General features: G+C 60.9%; 18 protein-coding genes. 13 read left to right on the forward strand and 5 right to left on the reverse strand.

The annotated features are described in order from the left end of the window. Window positions 1–19: 19 nt before the first annotated feature. From NY78_RS08745 to NY78_RS08755, 3 genes are read left to right on the forward strand one after another with little or no spacing between them, the layout of a single operon-like run. A complete protein-coding gene (locus tag NY78_RS08745; RefSeq protein WP_043634453.1) occupies window positions 20–1,636 on the forward strand; it encodes a B12-binding domain-containing radical SAM protein in 1,617 nt (538 codons plus the stop codon). 34 nt (window positions 1,637–1,670) lie between these two features. Beyond that, window positions 1,671–2,036 carry a translation initiation factor Sui1 gene (locus NY78_RS08750; RefSeq protein ID WP_043634455.1) on the forward strand — a complete coding sequence of 122 codons (366 nt, stop codon included), beginning with the start codon at window positions 1,671–1,673 and terminating at the stop codon, window positions 2,034–2,036. 58 nt (window positions 2,037–2,094) lie between these two features. Further along, window positions 2,095–2,331: a hypothetical protein gene (locus NY78_RS08755; RefSeq protein ID WP_043634456.1), complete on the forward strand. Its 237-nt coding sequence runs from the start codon at window positions 2,095–2,097 to the stop codon at window positions 2,329–2,331. Window positions 2,332–2,467: 136 nt separating this feature from the next. Here NY78_RS08755 and NY78_RS08760 read toward each other — a convergent pair whose 3' ends face one another. After that, complete coding sequence (locus NY78_RS08760; protein ID WP_047960095.1) at window positions 2,468–4,162, reverse strand: sigma-54-dependent Fis family transcriptional regulator; 1,695 nt, start codon at window positions 4,160–4,162, stop codon at window positions 2,468–2,470. A 751-nt stretch (window positions 4,163–4,913) separates the two neighbouring features. Here NY78_RS08760 and nifH point away from each other — a divergent pair. The 8 genes from nifH to NY78_RS08800 all read left to right on the forward strand — a co-directional run bounded on the left by nifH (window position 4,914) and on the right by NY78_RS08800 (window position 11,435). Continuing rightward, complete coding sequence (nifH, locus tag NY78_RS08765) at window positions 4,914–5,741, forward strand: nitrogenase iron protein (protein ID WP_043634459.1); 828 nt, start codon at window positions 4,914–4,916, stop codon at window positions 5,739–5,741. Window positions 5,742–5,766: 25 nt separating this feature from the next. Next, a complete protein-coding gene (locus NY78_RS08770; RefSeq protein ID WP_043634462.1) occupies window positions 5,767–6,084 on the forward strand; it encodes a P-II family nitrogen regulator in 318 nt (105 codons plus the stop codon). A gap of 11 nt (window positions 6,085–6,095) precedes the next feature. After that, window positions 6,096–6,467: a P-II family nitrogen regulator gene (locus NY78_RS08775; RefSeq protein ID WP_043634465.1), complete on the forward strand. Its 372-nt coding sequence runs from the start codon at window positions 6,096–6,098 to the stop codon at window positions 6,465–6,467. 207 nt (window positions 6,468–6,674) lie between these two features. Next, entirely contained in the window at window positions 6,675–8,237 is a 1,563-nt protein-coding gene (gene anfD, locus NY78_RS08780) for a nitrogenase iron-iron protein, alpha chain (protein WP_043634467.1), read from the forward strand. A gap of 12 nt (window positions 8,238–8,249) precedes the next feature. Continuing rightward, the gene (gene anfG / locus NY78_RS08785) at window positions 8,250–8,600 is read left to right on the forward strand and encodes a Fe-only nitrogenase subunit delta (protein ID WP_043634469.1); all 351 of its coding nucleotides are present in this window, start codon (window positions 8,250–8,252) and stop codon (window positions 8,598–8,600) included. Between the two features lie 117 nt (window positions 8,601–8,717). Continuing rightward, window positions 8,718–10,106 (forward strand): Fe-only nitrogenase subunit beta, encoded by a 1,389-nt coding sequence (gene anfK, locus NY78_RS08790; RefSeq protein WP_043634470.1) that lies wholly within the window; start codon window positions 8,718–8,720, stop codon window positions 10,104–10,106. Window positions 10,107–10,260: 154 nt separating this feature from the next. Continuing rightward, window positions 10,261–10,908 carry a gamma-glutamylcyclotransferase family protein gene (locus NY78_RS08795; protein ID WP_043634472.1) on the forward strand — a complete coding sequence of 216 codons (648 nt, stop codon included), beginning with the start codon at window positions 10,261–10,263 and terminating at the stop codon, window positions 10,906–10,908. A 29-nt stretch (window positions 10,909–10,937) separates the two neighbouring features. Then, complete coding sequence (locus NY78_RS08800; protein WP_043634474.1) at window positions 10,938–11,435, forward strand: pyridoxamine 5'-phosphate oxidase family protein; 498 nt, start codon at window positions 10,938–10,940, stop codon at window positions 11,433–11,435. A gap of 196 nt (window positions 11,436–11,631) precedes the next feature. Here NY78_RS08800 and NY78_RS08805 read toward each other — a convergent pair whose 3' ends face one another. The 4 genes from NY78_RS08805 to NY78_RS08820 form a co-directional block, all read right to left on the reverse strand. Beyond that, window positions 11,632–13,110, reverse strand: coding sequence for an outer membrane homotrimeric porin (locus NY78_RS08805; RefSeq protein ID WP_043634476.1), 1,479 nt, complete (start codon window positions 13,108–13,110; stop codon window positions 11,632–11,634). Window positions 13,111–13,906: 796 nt separating this feature from the next. Continuing rightward, complete coding sequence (locus tag NY78_RS08810; RefSeq protein WP_043634478.1) at window positions 13,907–15,745, reverse strand: amidohydrolase; 1,839 nt, start codon at window positions 15,743–15,745, stop codon at window positions 13,907–13,909. Then, window positions 15,742–16,320 (reverse strand): antibiotic biosynthesis monooxygenase, encoded by a 579-nt coding sequence (locus tag NY78_RS08815; protein ID WP_047960097.1) that lies wholly within the window; start codon window positions 16,318–16,320, stop codon window positions 15,742–15,744. The genes NY78_RS08810 and NY78_RS08815 overlap by 4 nt, the downstream gene beginning before the upstream one ends. A gap of 10 nt (window positions 16,321–16,330) precedes the next feature. Beyond that, window positions 16,331–16,978 (reverse strand): hydrolase, encoded by a 648-nt coding sequence (locus tag NY78_RS08820; RefSeq protein WP_043634480.1) that lies wholly within the window; start codon window positions 16,976–16,978, stop codon window positions 16,331–16,333. Between the two features lie 263 nt (window positions 16,979–17,241). Here NY78_RS08820 and NY78_RS23065 point away from each other — a divergent pair, with 263 nt between their 5' ends. After that, the gene (locus NY78_RS23065; protein WP_053062167.1) at window positions 17,242–17,883 is read left to right on the forward strand and encodes a methyltransferase family protein; all 642 of its coding nucleotides are present in this window, start codon (window positions 17,242–17,244) and stop codon (window positions 17,881–17,883) included. Window positions 17,884–18,185: 302 nt separating this feature from the next. Continuing rightward, a complete protein-coding gene (locus tag NY78_RS08830) occupies window positions 18,186–18,773 on the forward strand; it encodes a (2Fe-2S)-binding protein (protein WP_043634613.1) in 588 nt (195 codons plus the stop codon). Window positions 18,774–18,775: the final 2 nt, after the last annotated feature.

The following is an 18,775-nucleotide window of genomic DNA, read 5'->3' on the forward strand; positions in this document are numbered from 1 at the left end:
GTGGTAAGAAAGTCGAATCATGCGAAACGTCCTTCTGGTCAACCCACCGCTGCCCTTGTCGTTTTGGAGCTTCAACCAGACCCTGGCCATGACCGGGAAAAAGGCCCTGCTGCCGCCCTTGGGACTGCTCACCGTGGCCGCCCTGCTGCCGCCGGCCTGGAACTTGAAGCTTGTTGATTTGAACGTGCGCTCCCTGGTCGAAGAAGACTGGCGCGGCATCGATCTGGTCATGGTCACCGGGATGCTCGTGCAGCGCGAGAGCCTGCTCGACCTCATTGCCCAGGCCAAGGCCCGCAAAATTCCCATCGCCGCCGGCGGAGCCTACCCCACAACCGCCTCCCAGGAAGTCCTGGACGCCGGCTGCGACTTTCTCGTCAAAGGCGAAGGGGAAACCACCATTCCCCAGTTGCTCGAAGCCCTCGAAGCCGGCCAGACCCATGGCGTCTTCGAATGCGCCGAGAAACCGGTGCTGGCCGATTCGCCGCTGCCGCGCTTCGATCTGGCCCCTCTGGCCGATTACGAATCCATGTCCCTGCAAACCTCCCGGGGCTGCCCGTTTGCCTGCGAATTTTGCGACATCGTCAGCCTTTTTGGCCGGGCCCAGCGCCACAAGACCCCGGATCAGGTCATTGGCGAACTGGAGGCCATCCGCCGTCTGGGCTTTCGCGGCACGGTCTTCGTGGCCGACGACAACTTCATCGGCAACCGTCCCCGGGCCGTCGCCCTGTTGACCCGGATCATCGAATGGCAGGCGAAGTACGGCGAACCGTTTACCTTCATCACCCAGGCCTCGGTGAACCTCGGCCAGGACGTGCCCCTTATCGATCTGCTGACTGCGGCCAATTTCTCCTACGTCTTCGTCGGCATCGAATCCCCGGATGAGGACGTGCTGACCTCGGCCCACAAACACCAAAACGTGCGCAATCCCCTGCTCCAATCCCTGCAGGCCATCAATGCCAACGGCTTAAGCGTCATCGGCAGCTTCATCCTCGGCATGGACGGCGAAACCCCGGGAGCCGGCAAGCGGATGCAGGCCTTTGCCGAAGCGGCCGCTGTCCCCTGGGTCATGATCAATGTCCTGCGCGCCCTGCCCCAGACGGCCCTGTGGGACCGGCTCAAACAGGAGGGCCGGCTGCACGAGTCCATCGAGGAGAGCGGCTGGGATGCCCTGACCAATTTTACCCCGCTTCGCCCCATTGAAACGATTTTTGCCGAACAGCTCACCGCCCTGGACGGTCTCTACGATCCCGGGGCCTACCTGGCCCGGGTGCTGCGGGCCACCCTGGCCATGCGCCCCACCCGCCGGGCCGCAAACCCGGCCCAAACCACGCCCAAAGCCGATCCGGCCCTGGCCGTGGCCCGTCAAAGCCCTGGTTCGGAAATCATGCCGCTCCTCTACCTCATCTGGCGTCAGGGCCTTGTGCGCAAGACGCGCTGGCAGTTCTGGCGGCAGTTGGTCACGGTGTTCCGCAAAAACCCCAGCCGCCTGCGCCGCTATCTTGTCCTTTGCGGCCTGGGCGAAAACCTCTTTTCGTTTGTGCGGCATATCCGCACCCAGGGCAATGCCGAGCATCTGCTCCAGGCTGCGGCCGTCTCTGCCCAGGCGAACCTTGACGCCAGGCCCTGCGTTCCGTAAAGCCGCCCGGAAAAGCCTTGCAGGAACGCCCGATATGACGCCACGCCAAACAAGCCGCTCCACTCCTGTCTATTCCACAGACCAGGGCCGGCTGTGCCCGGGCTGCGGCCAGGCCCGGGACCATTGCGCCTGCTCCAGGACCGCCCTGGCCAAAACCGGCGACGGCGTCGTGCGCATTGCCCGCCAGACCAAAGGCCGCAAAGGCAAAGGCGTCTGCCTCGTCACCGGCCTCCCCCTGGCCCCGGAGGCCCTGGAAGCTTTGGCCCGGGCACTCAAGCAGCGCTGCGGCTGCGGCGGCACGGTCAAGGACGGGGTCATTGAAATCCAGGGCGATAATCGTGAAGTGCTGGCCGACGAACTCAAAAAACGCGGCTATGCCGTCAAACTGGCCGGCGGTTAGCCGGGGTGCGTGCGTCTCCAAACAATGCAGCAACAGACCAAGCAGGCAGGTGGATGCGATGAAACGGTACACGCTGGCGTCTGACACCGAAAGCACTGGGGACAAGGGGATGCGTGAGGACCAGGAGGGCGCGTGGGTGCGCTATGAGGAGGCCATGGCCGAGATTTCCCGTCTCCGCAAGGCCCTCAATCCAATCCTGCGCCACGCCGGCGGCGACGACAAGCAGCCGCCGCTTCGCCTCAATATCGAGGAAACCCGGTTGATCAGAAAAGAGGTCAACCACTCGCCGCACTAACCGCACCGCCGAACCGCCCGGGCCATCGGGGCGGCTGCGGCGAGGCAACCGCAGGGTGGACAGGGGCGCGCCCCTGCCGCCCACCCTGCGTCGGGTTGGGGTGCGCCTGGACCGCCTGGGGCTTCGACTCGCCGCCTTACAGACTCTTTGGGCCGGCCGCTGCACTTCCCGGCCCTGCCAGCCAGGAAGGCGCCGGAGCGACAGGGTCTGCCCGCCGGAATTCCCGGTAATCCAGCCGATATTTCTTCATGCGAAGGCCCATGGTCCGCCGGGTCAGGCCCAGTTCCCGGGCCGCCTCGGTGGTGTTGCCCTGGTGCAGGCGCAAGGCCTCCACCAGCATCTCGTATTCCACGGCCGCCAGTCTCGCCTCCAGCCCGTCCAGGGCGTCTGGGCCGGAAAAAACCGGCGTTTGCAGCGACAAGGGCAGGTTATAGCCATGAATGGCCTCGTCCTCGGTCAGAATGACCGCCCGGTGGATGACGTTCTCCAGTTCCCGGACATTGCCCGGCCAGTGGTAGTGCATGAGCATATTGATGGCCGGGGTGGTGATCCGCTTGATCACCTTGCCCGTTTCCTCGGCATAGCGGGCGGCAAAGTGCTCGGCCAGGGTGACGATGTCGCTGCCCCGGTCGCGCAGCGGCGGCACCTGGAGCGGGAAGACATTGAGCCGGAAATAGAGGTCCTGGCGAAATTCGCCCCGTTCGGCCATCTCGGCCAGATTCTTGTTGGTGGCGGCGATGATGCGGATGTCCACGGTCACGGTCTTGTTGCCGCCCACCCGCTCAAAGGCCCGTTCCTGGAGCACGCGCAGGAGCTTGGCCTGGACCCCAAGCGACAGTTCGCCCACTTCGTCGAGAAAAATGGTGCCGCCGTCGGCTTCTTCAAAACGGCCCTTGCGCAGCTGGGTGGCCCCGGTAAACGAGCCCTTCTCATGGCCGAACAGCTCGCTCTCCAGGATGCTTTCCGGCAACGCGGCGCAGTTGAACTTGACCATGGGGCCGTCCGGACGCTGACCGTCGGCATGGATGGCGTTGGCGATCATTTCCTTGCCCACGCCGCTCTCCCCCAGGAGCAGCACCGTGGTCCGGGTCTTGGCCACCTTGTGCAGCACGGCGAACACCTCCATCATGGCCTTGGAGGAGCCGATAAAGGCCGAGGGTTTGAAACGCGCCTGGAGCGCGCCGAGCAGTTCCCGGTGGCGCTCTTCCCACTGCACCTTGTCGACGGTTTCCACCAGATAGAGTTCCACGGCCTGGGCCAGCATGTAGGAGACGACCACCAGGGCGTTGACGTGTTTGTCGAGCAGCTCGTCGCTGTCGTAGAGCCGCACGGCGCTGATGCTGCCGAGCACCTTTTTGCCGCGCAGGATCGGCACGCAGACAAAGGCGTTGTCGCTGTCTTCGGGCCGCGACAGACTGCCGGTGCGGTTCAAGATAGCCGGCTCCTGGCCGATGCGCCGCACCACGATGGGCCGGGCCTCTTCCACCACCTGGCCGGTGATCCCCTCCCCCGGGAAATAGACGCCCCGGGCCTGCTCTTCCTCGGTCAGGCCCAGGCTCTTGTGGATGAAGATGTGGCCGGATTGGCGGTGGTGCAGGTTGACCATGGCCCGGGTGACGCCCATGTCCCGGCGCATGTAGTCAAGCAGAGTATCCAGGGCCAGGGCCAGATCGTTGTGCTCGGAAAGCGCCTTCCCCATCTCGTAGAGCAGCGGCACGATTTTGCCCCGGCACACCCCGGCGTGACATTCCTTCACCCGGGGATCGCTGTGTTTGCAAGCCCCGGCGTGACATTCCTTGACCGAGGCGCTTTCCCCATACTTCTCGTCCATGCGGCCTCGCTTGCGCGCTGCTTTTCAGGGTGGTGTGACAGGTCTTGGCGACGTGCGCCCGACGGGCCCGGGTCCCTGTCCCAGGTCCGAAGCCGGGTCAGCAAGCCACATGCCATTCCCGCCATTTGGGCCACGGCAGCGGCGTAAAACGTATGCTATTTTAGACATATCAAAAAGACAAGCTATTCCAAGGCTATTTTCTTTCCCTCCGACACTTGACCCTGCCGATGGCCTCCCCCTCGGCCTGGGGAACCCAGTCCTTTCGTACCGATGGGTACGTTTTCCACCCATTTTGTAGGCTCGGGCGACAGCACCGTTGCGCAGTCCGGGGCGATGGCGCTCTCAGTCGATCGCCGGCGACATCCCCAGGCGCTCCCGATCGGTCGCGCCGGTCACTGTCCCGCCTTGGGGACGTGATTGTGTACACCACTGTACAACCGGCCTGACAAGGTACATTTGGGTACGTCACAAAAGATTTATCGCTTGGAGCAGACATCAATATGAAGATACAATTCTGTACAACACCACAACGAATAGTTCTCTTTCGTACATCTGGCCTGCTGCCGACACTCATGACCTTGACAATAAAAACATATAATATCAGCATATTAATGACAGATTTTAGGCTGAAACCCTGGATTTTCCCTCCGAGTCATATCCCGAGATTCCGGCTGGCACAGTTATGGCTATACGGCCATACAACAGCGCGACGAACCTTTTCTTCGCGCACTACAGCAAAAGGAGTCCTCCCATGACCCGAAAGATCGCAATTTATGGAAAGGGCGGCATCGGCAAGTCCACCACCACCCAGAATACCGCTGCCGCCATGGCCCACTTCCACGACAAAAAGATCTTTATCCACGGTTGCGATCCCAAGGCTGACTCCACCCGACTGATCCTGGGCGGCAAGCCCCAGGAAACGCTCATGGACGTCTTGCGCGACCAGGGCGCGGAAAAGGTCACCAATGACAAGGTCATCAAGCAGGGGTTTATGGGCATCCATTGCGTGGAGTCCGGCGGTCCCGAACCCGGCGTCGGCTGCGCCGGACGCGGCGTCATCACCGCCATCGATCTCATGGAGGCCAACGGGGCCTACACCGAGGACCTCGACTTCGTCTTCTTCGACGTCCTTGGCGACGTTGTCTGCGGCGGCTTTGCCATGCCGATCCGCGACGGCAAGGCCCAGGAAGTCTACATCGTGGCCTCGGGCGAAATGATGGCCATCTACGCCGCCAACAACATCTGCAAGGGCCTGGTCAAGTACGCCAAGCAGTCCGGCGTGCGCCTGGGCGGGGTCATCTGCAACAGTCGCAAGGTCGACGGAGAGCGGGAATTCCTGGAAGAATTCACCGCCGCCATCGGCACCCAGATGATCCACTTCGTGCCCCGCGACAACATCGTGCAGAAGGCTGAATTCAACAAGAAGACCGTGACCGAATACGACGCCACGGAAAACCAGGCCCTGGAATACAGCGAGCTTGGCCGCAAGATCATCGAAAACAAGAACTTCGTCATCCCCAAGCCCATGACCATGGACGAACTGGAAGCCATGGTCGTCAAGTACGGCATCGCCGACTAACCATTGCCCCCAAAGGAGCAGGCGCATGAAAATGATCAAGGCGATTGTGCGGCCGGAAGCGGCCGAGACCGTGACCGAAGGGCTGGCCAAGGCGGGCTTTTTCACCATGACCAAAATAAACGCCTACGGCCGGGGCAAGCAAAAAGGCATCACCATGGGCGATGTCCACTACGACGAGCTGCCCAAGACCATGATCATGATGGTGGTCGAGGACAAAAACGTCGCGGAAGTACTCAAGATCATCAAATACAAGGCCTACACCGGCAATTTCGGCGACGGCAAAGTGTTTGTCATGCCCGTGGACTCGGTCTTTACCGTCCGAACCGGCGTCAGCGGACTGTAGCGGGAGCCGCCATGAAGGAAATCATCGCCATCATCCGCCCCAAAAAGGTGGGCCAGACCAAGGATGCCCTGGAAACACTCGGGTTCCCCAGCTTCATGGCCGTGCGGGTGCTCGGGCGCGGCCACCAGCGCGGCATCGCCGCCGAACTCAACTGCGATCTGCCCCCCGAACTGCAAGGTCAGGGCAAATCCGGCGGCATGAAATACATCCCCAAACGGATGCTCTCCGTCGTCGTGCCCAGCGCTGACGCCGAGGCCGTGGTCGCAGCCATCATCAAGGCCAACCAGACCGCCCAGATCGGCGACGGCAAGATCTTTGTCCTGCCCGTGGACGACGCCCTGCGCCTGCGCACCGACGAAACCGGCGACATGGCTGTGTTGTAGGGAGGAGGAAGAGGAGAAGATGAAGAGGCCTCCGGCGGCCAAAGGGCTGAGCCCTTTGGAATCCCACCTGGGGGAAGTTTGGAGGGGGCGTGGCGTGGGCTGGAAATTCGGCCGGCTGCGGACCGGGACAGCCCATTGGGATTCCATAACGATGACAGGCTTTAGGCCGGGGCGCAGCCCCATATGGCCTGAGGCCGCGAGGAAAGTATGCCGTACCATTTATTTAAATGCAGCGAGTGCATCCCGGAGCGGGAAAAGCACGCCGTCATCAAAGGCCCGGGCGAGACCCTGGCCGATGCCCTGCCCCTAGGCTACTTGAACACCATTCCCGGGTCGATATCCGAACGCGGCTGCGCTTACTGCGGGGCCAAGCACGTCATTGGCACGCCCATGAAGGACGTCATCCACTTAAGCCACGGTCCCGTGGGCTGCACCTACGACACCTGGCAGACCAAGCGCTACATCAGCGACAACGACAACTTCCAGATCAAATACACCTTTGCCTCGGACATGAAGGAGAAGCACATCGTCTTCGGGGCCGAGAAGCTGCTCAAGCAAAATATCGTCGAAGCTTTCAAGGCCTTCCCCGACATCAAGGCCATGACCATCTACCAGACCTGCGCTTCGGCCCTTATTGGCGACGACATCAACGCCATTGCCGCCGAGATCATGGAAGACATGCCCGAGGTCGACATCTTCGTGTGCAACTCCCCCGGTTTTGGCGGTCCCAGCCAGTCCGGCGGCCACCACAAGATCAATATCGCCTGGATCAACCAGAAAGTCGGCACCTTTGAGCCGACGCTGACCAGCGACTACGTCATCAACTACGTCGGCGAGTACAACATCCAGGGCGACCAGGAGGTCATGGACGACTACTTCAAGCGTATGGGCATCCAGGTGCTGGCCACCTTCACCGGCAACGGCTCGTACAACGACCTGCGCGGCATGCACCGGGCCCACTTAAACGTCCTCGAATGCGCCCGCTCGGCTGAATACATCTGCAACGAGTTGCGAAAACGCTATGGCACGCCGCGCCTGGACATCGACGGCTTCGGCTTTGGCGCGCTGGCCGCATCGCTGCGCAAGGTGGCGCTTTTCTTCGGCATCGAGGACCGGGCCAAGGCTGTCATCGACGAAGAGGTGGCCCGCTGGAAGCCGGAACTGGACTGGTACGCAGCCCGTCTTGAAGGCAAGCGCGTCTGCCTGTGGCCCGGCGGCTCGAAGTTGTGGCACTGGGCCCATGTCATCCACGACGAAATGAAAGTGGACGTGGTCTCGGTCTACACCAAGTTCGGCCACCAGGGCGACATGGAAAAGGGCATTTCCCGCTGTGAGTCAGGCACCCTGGCCATTGACGACCCCAACGAACTCGAGGGCCTGGAAGCCATGAAAATGCTCAAGCCCGACATTATCTTCACTGGCAAACGGCCGGGCGAAGTGGCGAAAAAGCTCCGGGTTCCCTACTTAAACGCCCACGCCTACCACAACGGTCCCTGGAAGGGCTTCGAGGGCTGGGTGCGCTTTGCCCGGGACATCTACAACGCCGTCTATTCGCCCGTCCATGAGCTGGCCAAGCTCGACATCAGCGCCGACGAAATCCCTACCGACAAGGGCTTTGTCACCCGCCGGATGCTGTCCGACGCCAACCTGCCCGACGAGGTCAAAAACTCCACCGCAATGCGGCAGTACACCGGCGGCTACGACTGCCTGGCCGGCTACAAGGACAGAACCTATCCGCTTATGGAACAGCCGGCAGCCATGGCCGGATAAGGGGGGTACGCCATGGATGACTTGCGAAACGAACGCGTCGAACTGCTCATCGACTACATCATGAAAAAGTGCCTGTGGCAGTTTCACTCCCGGGCCTGGGACCGAAAAGATCAGAACGAAGGCATTCTGTCCCGGACGCGCCAGATTCTGTGCGGCGAGCACGTTTCTCTGGAAACGCCGGCCGACCGCTGCTTTTGGGTTGACGCCGTGGTGTTGGCCGAAGCCTACCGGGAGCGCTTTGCCTGGCTTGGCGACATGTCCAAGGAGCAAATCACAGACCTGTTGCAGGCGGTCCACGAGCGCCTGGACTTTCTGACCATCACCGGCTCGCTTAACCTTGAACTGACTGACCAGCACTACTAGCGTTGCGTTCGATCCTTCCCTGTACGGGCAATCAGGCCGCAACACATTGAAAGTGGCATGCATACTCACACATACACAGCAATGGCGTTTGTCAACGCGACACGCGAGGGGCGTATCATGTCTTGCGAATTACAGGAAAAAACGCGGGCCGGCGTCATCAATCCGATCATGACCTGTCAGCCGGCCGGGGCCCAGTTCGTCAGCATCGGCGTGACAGACTGCATTGGCATCGTCCACGGCGGTCAGGGCTGCGTCATGTTCGTGCGCCTTTTATTCTCCCAGCACTTCAAGGAGAGCTTTGAACTGGCCTCGTCGTCGGTGCACGAAGACGGCGCGGTGTTCGGGGCCTGCGGCCGGGTGGAGCAGGCTGTCGACGTCCTTCTCATGCGCTACCCCCACGTCAAGGTGGTGCCGATCATTTCCACCTGTTCAACCGAAGTCATCGGCGATGACATCGACGGTGTGGTCACCAAGTTAAACGCCGGTCTGCTCAAGGAAAAATACCCCGACCGCGAGGTCCATCTCATCCCCATCCACACCCCGAGCTTTGTCGGCAGCATGGTCACGGGCTACGATCTGGCCCTGCGCGACTTTGTCATGCACTTTGCAAAAAAGACCGAACCAAACGGCAAGCTCAATCTCATCACCGGCTGGGTCAACCCGGGCGACGTCACGGCGCTCAAACACCTGCTGGCGGCCATGGACATCGAAGCCACGGTCCTTTTTGAGATCGAAAATTTCGATGCCCCGCTCATGCCCCACGGCAACCACGTGGCCCACGGCACCACCACCATCGCCGATTTGGCCGGCACGGCCAATGCCCTGGGCACCCTGGCGCTCAATCGCTACGAAGGCGGCAAGGCCGCAGCCTATCTGGAAAAAGAGTTCGACCTCCCGACCCTTGTCGGCCCAACGCCCATTGGCATCCGAAACACCGACACGTTTCTGGCCAACCTTAAAAAGCTCACCGGCAAACCCATTCCCGAGTCGCTGGTGCGCGAGCGCGGCATCGCCATCGATGCCCTGACCGATCTCACTCACATGTTTTTCGCCGAGAAGCGCGTGGCCATCTACGGCAACCCCGATCTGGTCATCGGGCTGGCGGAATTTTGCATCGATCTCGAAATGAAGCCCATGCTGCTCCTGTTAGGCGACGACAACCCGGCTTACGTCCGGGACCCCAGGATCAAGGCGCTCCAGGAAAACGTCGATTGGAACATGGAGATCATAACCAACGCCGATTTCTGGGAAATGGAAAACCGCATCAAAAACGAGGGACTGGAGCTTGATCTGATCCTTGGCCATTCCAAGGGCCGGTTCATTGCCATCGACCACAACATCCCCATGCTGCGGGTGGGCTTTCCCACCTACGACCGGGCCGGCATGTACCGCCATCCCGTGGTCGGGTACGCCGGGGCCATCTGGCTGGCCGAGCAGATGGCCAATGTCCTTTTCACGGACATGGAGCACAAGCACAACAAGGAATGGATTCTCAACATGTGGTAGGCCGGCGACGCCTGCCTGCGGTCTGGGCCATGGCCGGCCGCGTCTGCCAGGGACCTTGCCCGTCCCGGCAGGCGCGCCGGGCCATGCCCAAACGCGTCACGGAAATGGCCGAACGCAACACGAGCGTTACGCCGCCGGGGACAGGGAGACGATTATGCAGCGATCAGTCGAAACTATGTCGGGAAATACGGCGCCCGCCAAACCGAAGATCACCGGCCGGGGGCGCAAGCTCCTGTATTTCTCGTACGGGGCCGAGATGCTTTCCAGCCGTATCCAGTCGCGCTGCAACTCGCCCAAGGCGATAGCCACGGCCAGACTGGCCGACCATCGTCTGGTCTTTCACGGCTACAGCCCGGTCTGGGACGGGGGCCTGGAGACCGTGGACCCGGCCCCTGGGTGCGAAGTTTGGGGCGTGGTCTACGAGCTCAGTTTCTCCGATGCCGACAGTCTCGATACCTGGCAGGGCGTGCGCTTAAACGGCACCGGCGCCTATTTCCACTCTCCGGCCGAAGTGACGGACGGGCAGGGCACGGTGTATGCCGTCCTGGTGTATAAAAAGGATGTGTTGGGCGAACCGACGGCCCCAAGCCAGCCCTATCTTGATGCCATTGTCGCCGGAGCCCGGCAGCAGGCCTTGCCGCCCCAGGCGATTGAAACCCTGCAAGCCATACCCGCCAAGCCGGCCGCCTACCCCGTGCCCAAGTTCGGCCTGACCCGCCAGCCCGGGGTCCTGCCCGGCGAGTCCTGCGCCGATTGCGGCTCGCTGGTCCCGTCCCGAATTGCTTCGCCCAAGCACGCCTGAGGGCGGCCAACAAAAGAAAGGAGACGTACATGTCCGAAACGACCCACCCGGGCCATCCCCATGGGGCTATGCGGCGCAAGGACCGGGAGATCACCGACCGCACCGAGATCGACGCCGTCATCGACGCCGGCCGGGTCCTCTATCTGGCCTTGGCCGACGACAACATCCCCTTCGTGGTGCCGGTCTTTTACGCCTATGACCACACGGGCCTTTACTTCCACTGCGCCCGGGCCGGGACCAAGGTCCGCATCATGCAGCGCAATCCGGTGGTGAGCTTTGTCATTTCGTTGGATCACGGCGTGATCGAAAGCGATGCGGCCTGCGACTTCGAGGCGCGCCACCGCACGGTCATCGGCTTTGGCCGCACCGTTTTTATCATGGATGAAGCCGCCAAGATCGCAGCCCTGGACCGGATCGTGGCCCGGTTTACGCCGCAGCGCTTCGACTACCCCAAGACCAATCTGGCCGCCACGACCGTGGTGCGCATTGAAATTGACTCGGTCAAAGGCAAAAAGCACGGCCTGTAACACCCTGACCGACCATCCTGCCCTGCCCTACTCCCCTGCCCTGCCATGTCCTGCCGGCGGCCAGGCCCGGCCTGGCCGAGCCAGACAAGACACGAAGGGCGGCGACCAGCCCCCCAGCCACGTCCCCATACATACAAACGGCCGGGACCACCTGTGGTCCCGGCCGTATACGCTTGGGGTCTGCGGCGTCAGGCGGTTAGAACTTGTACGACAGGCCGAAGGAGACCTTCCAGGTGTCGCCGTTTCGGGACTGGTTGACCAGGGAATGGCCCCAGACGCTTTGCTGGAACTCGCCATGCGCCCAGCCGGTTTCAACCACGGCGGCGAGATTGTCGTAGATCATGTACTTGCTGTCCAGGTTGACGCCAAAGACATGCTCGTTGATGGTCAGATCGCGCCCCATCTGGAAATAGGGGTTGCTGCCCATGAGCGTGTTGAGGTTGCGGATGGCCCGGGCGGAGTTGGTGCCGTTGACGTAGAGGGCCGTCAGACGCTGGGTGAGTTTGGCCATAAACGAGATGTCGTCCAGGGTGACGCCGAGCCCCCAGGAGCCGACCGGACTCATGCCCATGTTGGAGTTTTTGACCAGTTCCTGGCTGTCGTCGAACAGGAAACTGTTGCCGGGTCCCCAGTTGGGACGGATCATGGGCATCCGCTCGGAACCGTTGCGCGTCGAACCGTCTTCGCCGGTGGACCACCAGCCATAGGCTTTGGGCGTCAGGACGTCCCAGCCGGTGTATTCCACGCCGGCATCGATGAACCAGCCGCTGCGATGGCTCTTTTTACGGTCGCTCTCGGCTCCTGCGCCGTAGATCACGTCGGCGTAGAACTTCACGGGATCAAGGGCGGTAATTTCAAACGCGCCGCCGGCCCACCAAAAGGCATTCTGGTCGTTTTTCCACAGCTTGGGCGAGGCGTATGTCCCGGCAGACGTCAGGTTGTCGGCGTAAAACGACGAATTCTGCTGGGAGCTTTTGAGCGTGAAAAGGTTGGCGTCCTTGCCGGCCACAGCAATGGTGCCCCACGGAGTGGCCTTGAACCCCTCAAGGGTAATGGGCAGGGCCAGGAAGTAGGCGTCGAGCTCGTCGGCCACCTGGGTGGTCGTCGTGTCATAGGTCCGGTTGGTGTCGATCAACCGGCCAAAGCCGGCCATCACGGAAAGCGTCTTGTCGATCAGCGGGGCATTGACGATAAGGGCGGCCATGCGGTCGCCAAACACCGGCGAACCGTAGAAGAGCTTGCTCTGCGGCAGGGCGACGTTTTGCAGACCGGCCGTCACGTCCGCATCGGTGCCCGGCAGCTTGAACTGCAGATACGCACCATAAATCATAATGGAAGCTTCCGGATTGGCGGCAGTGAACGTGCCATGCCCCCAGGTGTCTTCCACCTTCATTTCCAGGCGGAACTTCACGGCCTCGTTGGTCACAAAGTCCGTGCGCAACCGGAACCGCTCCCAGATTTCAAAGGCTTCCTCAGTCTTTTTCCCGGCTTTGCTCCAAGTCGGTGTCGTTGAGGTCCAGGCAGGGGCGTTCCAGCCGGTGAAATTGCGGTTGGTAAAAAAGGTCCCATAGACCAGGGCGTCGCCCACCATGCGTACTTCCGTAGCCGCAAAGGACACCGTGGTCAGAGCCAGGCCGAAAAGAATCGCCAGAGCCGAGAGACGTGTGTGTTTCATACTCCCTTCCTCAAAGCTGTAATAAAACCAGCGAAACCCAATGTCGCGCCACAGTTCACGGCGAATGAACTTGCAGGCGAATGTTACAAAGATGATAAGTGACAGCAATTCAAACGATTAGAAAATAGTTGTACAAATTCATCGTGTTACATTTTTTCTGCCTGAAGGATACTGACACGTATACCGTAATTCGCAGAATTCAAGACCATTCAGGTCTGTTACTCGCCAATAAAAAACGATCACGGATAAAAATAGAAGCGTGATTTCTCCGCTAGAAACAGGAGAAGATGACAGTTCCGTTGCTGCATACAACAACTAAACTATAAATTTCTATTTTATCATCTTAAAATACGAATAAATTTAACATTACTATTCAACAAACCTCAACTCAATTGACAACACCTTTACAACTCTGAGCAATATCAGCGGGCATTCAGGATCAACCCGGATCAGAACACTATATAATTCTTGGCAATACGCCACATTATCCTGGAATATATTCCAAAAATGAACGTACGCCTGCCACTATTCCGGCGCAAAGACTTCACAGACTCGGAAAGTCTATTGAAAATGCGGGATAAAAAGAGGAGAAACGAGGAGTGATTAAATCTGGCCCGCCATCATAACCGACAAGCGAAGGCACAAAATAGAGGAAAAGGGGTCAGGATGTTCCATTCCCAACCCCTTTGCTGTTTGCATCCGGCCAGACTCCGGCTGCGCCCCGCGAGATCAACTTTGGACCGTCATTTCTTTGCGGTGCAGCCCACGGATGGCAGCCGAGCCTCCGACCGCTGTTTTAAAAGGCGAAACAGGTGCAGCCGATGCCCCAGCTTCCCTTCTCGCCGACCACCCGGTGCGTGTGCCGATGCAGCGGATCACCGCAGGAACCATCATGGCAATGGGCCAGACCGCCCTGACTGGCGTTCGCCAAGCTGCCCCAGGCGGCCGTGCGAATGCCGGCCGGCGACCAGTCCGGCGAAACCGGCGGCAGCGGCGGCGCCAGGGAGGCGTACTCCCCGGAGGCATGGACGATCTTCCCATCCATGATGGTCAGGACGGATTCGATCCCCTTGATGGCTTCCTGGGGCACGCTGAAGTAATCAGACGACAGCACGGCCAGATCGGCCAACCGGCCAGGAGCGATGGCGCCCTTTTGGGCCTCGTCCCCGGAAAACCAGGCGCTGCCTTGGGTATAGAGTCGCAGGGCGGCTGTCCGGTCGAGACGGTTGTCCGCATCGTAGAGGGAAAGCCCGCCGACCGTTTTGCCGCTGGTCAGCCAGTACAGGGAAACCCACGGGTTGTAGCTCGATACCCGGGTGGCGTCGGTGCCGGCCCCGACCGGGATGCCGTAGTTGAGCATTGTGGTGATGGGCGGGGTCCGCTTGCCGGCCTCTTTCCCGTAGCGGGCCACGAAGTATTCTCCCTGGAAGGCCATGCGGTCCTGAATGGCAATGCCGCCTTCCAACGCCCGCACCCGCTCCATATTGCGTTCGGAGATGGTCTCGGCGTGGTCAAAAAACCAGCGCAGCCCGTCAAAGGGGATGTCCCGGTTGACGGCCTCGAACACGTCCAGGAAGCGCCCTATGGACTCGTCGTAGGTGGCGTGCAGGCGAAACGGCCAGCGCTTCTGGGTCAGCAGGGCGACCACCTTGCCCAGTTCCTTTTCCATCACCGGAGCCAGATCCGGCCGTGGCTCCAGGAAGTCTTCGAAATCCGCGGCAGAAAAGACCAGCATCTCGCCGGCCCCGTTCATCTTGTACAAATCATTGCCCTGGCCTGGCGTAACGAGCTGCGACCAGCCAGAGAAATCCTCGTATTCCGCCTTGGGATGCTGGGTGAAAAGGTTATAGGCCAGCCGCAGGGTCAGTTCTCCGCGTCCGGCCAGATGCTCGATAACCCGGTAATCCTCGGGATAATTCTGAAACCCGCCGCCGGCGTCGATGCAGCTGGTCAGCCCCAGCCGGTTGAGTTCGCGCATGAAGTGGCGGGTGGAATTCACCTGGTCGTCAAAGCCGAGCCTGGGGCCCAGGGCCAGACTGGCGTACAGGATCAAGGCATTGGGTTGGGCCAGCAGCAGGCCGGTGGGGTTGCCGGTCTTGTCCCGTTCGATGCGCCCACCCGGCGGGTCAGGTGTGTCCTTGGTGTAGCCGAGCACATGCAACGCCGCCCGGTTAAGAAGAGCCCGATCGTACAGGTGGAGCACGAAAACCGGGGTTTCGGCCGAAACAGCATTGATCTCGTCCAGGGTCGGCATGCGCCGCTCGGCGAACTGGAACTCCGACCAGCCCCCGACCACCCGCACCCATTGGGGCGGCGGCGTGCGACGGGCCTGTTCCCGCAGCAGACGCAGGGCATCGGCCAGGGAGGGCACGCCGTCCCAGCGCAGTTCCATGTTGTAGTTGAGTCCGCCCCGGATGACATGGATATGGGAATCGTTGAGCCCGGGAATGACGGTGCGGCCCTTGAGGTCGATGCGGCGGGTGTCCGGGCCGATGTGTCCGGCGAGTTCGCCCTCGTCGCCAACCGCCAGGATGCGGTTTCCCAGCAGGGCGACGGCTGTTGCCTGGGGCTTGTCCCGGTCCAGGGTGGCGATGCGGCCATTGGTCAGTATGCTCTCGGCAAAGGTGGTATTCATGATGGGGTGTCCTTTGCAACGGGAAACAGCCATCGGGCCAACAGCCGGGTCAGTCCGGGCATGACCAGATAGGTCATGAGCCCCACGACGATCGCCGTTTCCACGAAGCCGACCATCCAGGGAGCCAGACCGCCGAGAAGCGGCGCGAAGACGATCCCCACAAGATTGACGAGGATGTAGATGGCGACGACCGTCACGGTTGCCATTTTCCAGCGCGGCGGCGAGCCGGCCGCGCGGGAAGAGGCAAACCAGAAGTCCAGGCCATAGCCTTTCCGGTAACGAATGGGTGAGAGGCGAAAGGACTCGGACCGGCGCAACCATTCGCCGCGTTCTGGGGACGTTTCCCAGGCGACAAGATGCTCAAGGGAATCAAACCGGAAAATGGCCAAGTACTCGCCGGCTGCTTCCCCGGGGCGCATGACGATATTGCCCATGTGCCCGGGGAAGCGTGCTGCCTGCGCTGCAATGCCCTGGTGCCATTGCTCGAACGCAGCTTCCATTCCCGGCTTGATGCGCCAGGCCGCGACCACAGTGAGTGGTCCGGAACCATCCGTCAGTGTGGTCGTTTCGTCCATGACGCCATCCCTACCTTCCAGCGGCCCGGCTCGGGGGTGCGCCGTGCACCATGGTGTAGGCGTATTCCACACCCTGGCCGTACGCGCCGCCATGCTCCTTCACGACGGCAATCACGTCGTCGTAGGTGCCCTTGCGCGCCCAATCCCGCTGGAATTCCAGGAGCACCTGCAAGGCAGTGACCGGGACCGCGCCGGCCTGCTCGATACGACGCATGGCGGCGTTGTGTGCGGCCAGACTGGTGCCGCCGGAGGCGTCCTCGACCGCGTAGACTTCGTAGCCGGCGCCGAGAGCTTCCAGGGCCGGAAACACCAGACAGACCTCGGTCCAAAGCGCCGCCATGACGAGCTTCTTGCGGCCTGTGGCCGCGACGGCCTTGACGAATTCCGGACTGTCCCAGGAATTCATGCTGGTGCGCTCAATGGGTTCCTGACCCGGGAAGATATCGAGGAGCTGCGGCCACATGTTGCCGGAAAAACTCTTCGTCTCAACCGTGGTCAGGATGGTTGGAACCTTGAAGATGCTGGCGGCCTTGGCCAGCAACAGAACGTTGTTGACAAGGGTCTGACGATCAATATTGGCCACGCCAAAGGTCATCTGCGGCTGATGGTCTATAAAGATAACCGCGCTATTGGCGGGCGTTAACAATTCAGTCTTCATAACACGCTCCTGTATAGAGGTTTGAGCGTTTTCACTAGTATTTTTAATAACCACTCACCTTGATTTGTCCATCCAGACGTCTCCGATTGGAAAGATGATTCACAACGCCCACCAAAGGAGTTCCGCTGGAGTTCCGATTCCTTGTCGTAAGACAGCCCGTGATTCAGGAAAAGGCTTGTTCATTTTTTGAAAACGCGAAACAATTCACTAATACTTTCACCATAGTCATGTCGTAAGCTGTCCTTGGGCACGAGAGGGCGATCATGGCCGACGTTGGCGAATATTTAAGCATTCTTTGCGCCTGGGCCGTCCTGCACAGCTTGAGCATGTCCCGGCACGGCAAGTTGATGCTGTCCAGATTTCTAGGACCGCGTTTCGCGTTCTATCGACTTGGGTTCACGGTTGTGAGTCTGGCAAGTTTTGGCCTGACCCTTGCGTTGCTGCCGCACCTGCCGCAAACGCTCTATCACGCGCATGGCTTAGCAGCCTGGACTCTTTGGACAATCCGGCTGGCCGCAATTCTTTTCTTTCTTTCGACCTTCAAGGCCTTCGATCTTTGGGAGTTCACCGGCATTCGCCAGGCAGCATTGTACCCCGCTGGGATTATCGGACCTGACGGCGAAACAGCGCCATCCGCAGAACTGATCGTGACCGGGCCGTACCGGATTGTGCGCCATCCGATGTACTTGGCTGCGGTAGCCTATCTCTTCGCCGATCCGGTCATGACACTGGAGAGAGTGTTGTTCGCGACCTTCGCCTTGGCTTACTTTCTGGTCGGATCGATATTCGAAGAACGCCGCCTGCTCGCAGCCTTTGGTCTCCCCTACCGGGCCTATCAAGAAACAACACCGCGCCTCGTGCCTTGGCCGCTTCCATTTCGCATGCCAGCGAACGGCAAGCGATGAACCATCACTCCCCCACTCTCCTTCTTCGACTCGTCCGTTCCGGCCTGAACCGGCCCGGAATGTCCCTCACGTTCGATTTGAGCGTATCAGGCAACAATCGAGGAGAATCAGGCTCCCCTTGCGGCTGGAAATCACGTAAACAAATTTATTAGTGACTCGCGGGCCAGCCCGGCTCGCACCCACGATCCCGCCCAGCGTCTTCTCAGACCACCTGGGCAGCCCCTCAAACTCCCGGCATCCCGGGACCACTAGGCGGAGTCGCGATGTGCGATTGTGCTGACGAAAAAGGCAGGCCCGGGGGCATGACCCGGCGCCAGTTCATCAGAAGCGTCATAGCCGCCGGCGTCGTCTCCTTTTCCGGGCCGCTTTTTCCCGGGCCGGCCGGAGCCGGTCCCAAGGCCACGCCCGGGGCTGTCGAGCGGCTCATCACCCTCACGGTCAACGGCCAGCAGCGCCGGGTGGACGTCATGCCCCAGGAAACCCTGGCCCAGACCCTGCGCGGCAAGCTGGGGCTGGCCGGACTCAAGATCGGCTGCGACCGGGCCGAATGCGGGGCCTGCACCGTACTGATCGACGACGTGCCGCAGTATTCCTGTTCCATCCTCACCCACTCGGTCCGGGATAAAAAAATTCTGACCATCGAGGGGCTGGCCCGTCCCGACGGCGGCCTGCACCCCCTGCAGCAAGGCGTCCTCGACGAGCAGGGTTTCCAGTGCGGCTACTGCGCCCCGGGCTTTCTCATGGCCGCCCTTGGCTCCCTCAAGACCAATCCCGAGCCGACACGCCAGGAACTGGCCCAGGGCGTTTCGGGAAACCTCTGCCGTTGCCAGGATTACGACAAGATCCTCACCGCCCTCCTGCGCGGGGCCGAATATATGAGGAGGGCGTAAGC

This window comes from Desulfovibrio sp. TomC, from assembly GCF_000801335.2.
Taxonomy (GTDB): Bacteria; Desulfobacterota; Desulfovibrionia; order Desulfovibrionales; family Desulfovibrionaceae; genus Solidesulfovibrio.

Excerpts from the sequence above, each read along its gene's own strand:
- NY78_RS08745 (WP_043634453.1), top strand. The coding sequence starts at position 20 with ATGCGAAACGTCCTTCTGGTCAACCCACCGCTGCCCTTGTCGTTTTGG.
- NY78_RS08750 (WP_043634455.1), top strand. The coding sequence starts at position 1,671 with ATGACGCCACGCCAAACAAGCCGCTCCACTCCTGTCTATTCCACAGAC.
- NY78_RS08755 (WP_043634456.1), top strand. The coding sequence starts at position 2,095 with ATGAAACGGTACACGCTGGCGTCTGACACCGAAAGCACTGGGGACAAG.
- NY78_RS08760 (WP_047960095.1), bottom strand. The coding sequence starts at position 4,162 with ATGGACGAGAAGTATGGGGAAAGCGCCTCGGTCAAGGAATGTCACGCC.
- nifH (WP_043634459.1), top strand. The coding sequence starts at position 4,914 with ATGACCCGAAAGATCGCAATTTATGGAAAGGGCGGCATCGGCAAGTCC.
- NY78_RS08770 (WP_043634462.1), top strand. The coding sequence starts at position 5,767 with ATGAAAATGATCAAGGCGATTGTGCGGCCGGAAGCGGCCGAGACCGTG.
- NY78_RS08775 (WP_043634465.1), top strand. The coding sequence starts at position 6,096 with ATGAAGGAAATCATCGCCATCATCCGCCCCAAAAAGGTGGGCCAGACC.
- anfD (WP_043634467.1), top strand. The coding sequence starts at position 6,675 with ATGCCGTACCATTTATTTAAATGCAGCGAGTGCATCCCGGAGCGGGAA.
- anfG (WP_043634469.1), top strand. The coding sequence starts at position 8,250 with ATGGATGACTTGCGAAACGAACGCGTCGAACTGCTCATCGACTACATC.
- anfK (WP_043634470.1), top strand. The coding sequence starts at position 8,718 with ATGTCTTGCGAATTACAGGAAAAAACGCGGGCCGGCGTCATCAATCCG.
- NY78_RS08795 (WP_043634472.1), top strand. The coding sequence starts at position 10,261 with ATGCAGCGATCAGTCGAAACTATGTCGGGAAATACGGCGCCCGCCAAA.
- NY78_RS08800 (WP_043634474.1), top strand. The coding sequence starts at position 10,938 with ATGTCCGAAACGACCCACCCGGGCCATCCCCATGGGGCTATGCGGCGC.
- NY78_RS08805 (WP_043634476.1), bottom strand. The coding sequence starts at position 13,110 with ATGAAACACACACGTCTCTCGGCTCTGGCGATTCTTTTCGGCCTGGCT.
- NY78_RS08810 (WP_043634478.1), bottom strand. The coding sequence starts at position 15,745 with ATGAATACCACCTTTGCCGAGAGCATACTGACCAATGGCCGCATCGCC.
- NY78_RS08815 (WP_047960097.1), bottom strand. The coding sequence starts at position 16,320 with ATGGACGAAACGACCACACTGACGGATGGTTCCGGACCACTCACTGTG.
- NY78_RS08820 (WP_043634480.1), bottom strand. The coding sequence starts at position 16,978 with ATGAAGACTGAATTGTTAACGCCCGCCAATAGCGCGGTTATCTTTATA.
- NY78_RS23065 (WP_053062167.1), top strand. The coding sequence starts at position 17,242 with ATGGCCGACGTTGGCGAATATTTAAGCATTCTTTGCGCCTGGGCCGTC.
- NY78_RS08830 (WP_043634613.1), top strand. The coding sequence starts at position 18,186 with ATGACCCGGCGCCAGTTCATCAGAAGCGTCATAGCCGCCGGCGTCGTC.